The organism is Candidatus Cloacimonadota bacterium (assembly GCA_034661015.1).
Lineage (GTDB): Bacteria > Cloacimonadota > Cloacimonadia > JGIOTU-2 > JGIOTU-2 > JAYEKN01.
Genome location: JAYEKN010000127.1, coordinates 1 through 3,608, shown reverse-complemented (window position 1 = coordinate 3,608; position 3,608 = coordinate 1). Strand labels below are relative to the sequence as shown.

General features: G+C 36.2%; 2 protein-coding genes. Both read left to right on the top strand.

All coding sequences use genetic code 11. From position 1 onward, the window contains the following. The first annotated feature begins 65 nt into the window (after positions 1 to 65). Positions 66 to 1,424: an outer membrane protein transport protein gene (locus U9P79_05170; GenBank protein ID MEA2104019.1), complete on the top strand. Its 1,359-nt coding sequence runs from the start codon at positions 66 to 68 to the stop codon at positions 1,422 to 1,424. Between the two features lie 134 nt (positions 1,425 to 1,558). After that, a complete protein-coding gene (locus U9P79_05165; protein ID MEA2104018.1) occupies positions 1,559 to 3,226 on the top strand; it encodes a bifunctional UDP-sugar hydrolase/5'-nucleotidase in 1,668 nt (555 codons plus the stop codon). Positions 3,227 to 3,608: the final 382 nt, after the last annotated feature.

Genomic DNA, 3,608 nt, shown 5'->3' with positions numbered 1-3,608 from the left:
TCGAATAAATCTGCATCGAATAAATCTGCATCGAATAAAACAATAAATATATTTTTGGAGGAATAATGTTAAACAATACGAAATCCCGAATATTGACGGGAATAAAATTTACGACTATCTGTACAATAATGCTTCTATTATCTATCAATGTAGAAGCGGGTTTTGTCTATAACGGAACTCTCGGCGAGCAGATCAGAGCGTTCTCTTCTCGCTCTTTGGCAATGGGTTCTACCGGAATCGCATCTTCTGAAGAAGTCTTGAATTCCCTAAAAAATCCTGCCATACTCGGTTCCCTTCCGAGTAAACTGTCTTTCCAGTTTAGCGGTAATCTTACGAAAAACGATGAAGACAGGTCGTATCCATTATATGACTCTTTTAGTTCCTATGTGGATAATGCGGTTTATGTTTCCAACGCTCATCTTTTTGACAAATATTTTGCGGGAGTTGCCTATAATTTCGCTATAAAACCATTTAATGTAACTACAGCGTTTAATTATGCACCTTTGTATGATTTTAATTTTAAATATATTGAAGAAATCCGAAATAATGAAAGTGCCGATGATGACAATCAGCCCAAAAAAATTGCTGTGAATACTTACGAAAGTTCCGGGCTTCTAAATTCTTACTCACCCGCAATCGCTGTTTCAATGGAACGGAAAAATAAATTTTTCTCAAAAATTTCTCTCGGCTTAGGAATTTCAATTTTGAAAGGCAATTGTGATCTTGATTCTACAATCATTTTTACAAAATGGGCAAAAGATACTATGTCATTCACTCCCGCCGATAGCATTCCCGACGTGAATTACCATGTAAAAAGAGATTTATCCGGTATGCGTTTTCAAGGTGGATTGATTTTTGGTTTGGGAAAAAGAATTGAGCTCGGTGTTTCTTATATTCAAAAAGCTGAAATCAGTCTGGATGAAACAATCGAATTTGATTCCACTTCAAGTTTCAGTTCTACTATCTATTATCCTCAAGAAATTGGATTTGGAATAAAATACCGTCCGAGAAACCGCTGGAATGCAACTTTTGAATTTGATGCGAACTACGTTCAATGGAGTGATTACAACACTTTGTATGATGATATAATCGAATATTCTGCAGGAATCGAATATTATATGCCAAGTGCCGTTCCTCTCCGATTAGGTTTTAGTTATAAACCTATGGCACGGGATAAAGAAGTAACTCTAACCACTTTTTCCTTAGGTACTTCCGTAAGCCTTTCCTACAATTTTATACTTAATCTTGGTTGCGAGATCGGAACAATGAATTATTCACACTTAGACCTTTTCCCTGATGGATATTACGCAAATGAAAATCTTTGGGATACTGCTTATGACCCTCTTCCTGTTAATCGGGATAAACCTGACAACGTAGAAGATTTTCTTACTAATTTTATGGCAACATTTTCATGGAAATTTTAATAAATCCGTATTACGCTTTTCCAAAGCGTGCTCTCACAAGCCGTTTCGGAGAAACAGAATACGAAACGTATTACGCTTTTCCGAAGTGTGCTTACAACACGAATTTAACAAAATCTAATTAACAAAGGCATGATATGAAAAAAGTATTTCTAATATTAATAATTTTTTTAATCATTTATTCCATTCTTTTTTGTGATGACATCAAGCTTAACATTATTTTCACAAACGATATTCACGGCGGTATTGACGCAGTTCCTGCCACCTTTTTAAATCCTGATTTCCCACCCCCATTTGGAGGGGGAGCAGCATCTGCCACATATATAAACCGCATTCGCAAAAACGCAAAAGAAAATGGTGAAGAATTTCTTCTGATTGATGCTGGTGATTTCTTTCAAGGGCACCCTATCGGAACAATGACAAATGGCACAGCAATTATTAAATATATGAACATGGTTCACTACGATGCGATGACTATTGGAAATCACGAATTTGATGCAGGATATGAAGAATTAAAGAAAACTCTTTCATTGGCAAAATTTCCTATTGTTTGTGCAAATATTGTCTTAAAAGAAACAGGTGCGATAATTCCCGAAGCAGTTCCTTATATTATTAAAGAATTTGACGGCATCAAAATTGGAATTATCGGTATCTGCACTGAAGAAACTCCCATGATGAGTTTCCCTGAACACATTAAAGGACTTAAATTTTTATCAGTTTCAAAAACCGTGGAAAAATACAAAAAAATTGTAAAACAAAAGGGTGCCGATATCATTATTGTCCTTGGACATCTTGGAATTCCCTATGATGTGGAATCTGCTTATCAGCACGATATTGTTGAAGGGCATATTAATGATCCGAATAGACGCTGGCCGGACAACGCAATGCACCTTGCTCATAAAGTTCCGGGCATTGATATTATTTTTGCCGGACATATTCACAAGGGATACAAGAAGCCGTGGGAAGAACCGGATAATCATACTCTCATTTTCCAGAATTATGCCTATGGTTCGAATCTCGGTCACATAATTATAACCGTTGATGAAGTCTCAGAAACCATATCAGGCTATGAACTCCCGGCTTATCTTGATGGGGATTTAATATCTATGGCCAGTGAAGAGATATTGCCCGATCCGATTGTAAAAAAAACCATTGATTCACTTCAGGCTATTGCAGAAAAGGGAATGGATGAATATATCGGAGAAGCAACAATTCACCTTACAAAAGAGGGTGCTTCCCAAAGTCTAATCGGAAATACCGTTATGGATGCGATGCGTGAGGAAACAAATGCGGATTTTGCCTTTTTGAATCTCGGAGGTGTTCGAGATAACATTACAAAAGGACCTGTTACATATCGTGATGTTTTTAAGGTTTTACCCTTCGAAAGCCGAATCGTAACAATGGATATTTCCGGTGCCAAATTAAAGGAAATACTCGAATTCCGAGTTTCAGGTTCCAGACACGGCATACGAATCTCTGGTGGAAAAGTTGTAAACAACCGTAATTATCCTAACTTTGAACGAATTACCAATCTTGAAATCAATGGAAAAACGTGGAGTCCCGATAGCATTTATACTGTTGCTACCACAGATTTTCTGATGCAGGGGAATGCCGGTTTGACCTTACTAACCAAAATTCCCGAAAACCAGATCACATATTACAATATCGTCATTCGCGATGCACTCGCCAATTATTTCCGAACCCATAAAAAGGTGGCTGCAAAAATTGATGACCGTTGGATTAGGGATGATAATTCCGTTCATTCCCCAGTTATCAAAAAGTTTAATAATTTTAATAAGAAGTAGCCATAAAACTGCTGAATGGGGTTTTGAATTACAAATTTTGTACATATCCGGGATTTTCTTTTTGCCTACGGTTAAAAATGTAGTTTTTCAACGCCTTAACTCTCATCCTAAACTGAAGTTTGCTTTTTAAACACAAAGATTGACATCAAAAATCTGCTATTTCACAAATGCTTTTTAAAATAAATTTTCAAATTCATTACATATAATTTAATCGTATTTTTTTAATTCAACACTGATTGATTAAAATATCTATTAATTTCTTTAATACAAGTCATTTACATAAGTTTGTTACTGTACGTGAGGGAATAATCGTGTGTCTAAAGGCTGAAGATTCAAAAAACAATGCTTAATTTTGAATCAGCTGGTGGGCGGACAGGTTGCT

Bases quoted from the DNA above. Each gene is read 5' to 3' on its own strand.
- U9P79_05170 (MEA2104019.1), top strand. From the start codon at position 66: ATGTTAAACAATACGAAATCCCGAATATTGACGGGAATAAAATTTACG.
- U9P79_05165 (MEA2104018.1), top strand. From the start codon at position 1,559: ATGAAAAAAGTATTTCTAATATTAATAATTTTTTTAATCATTTATTCC.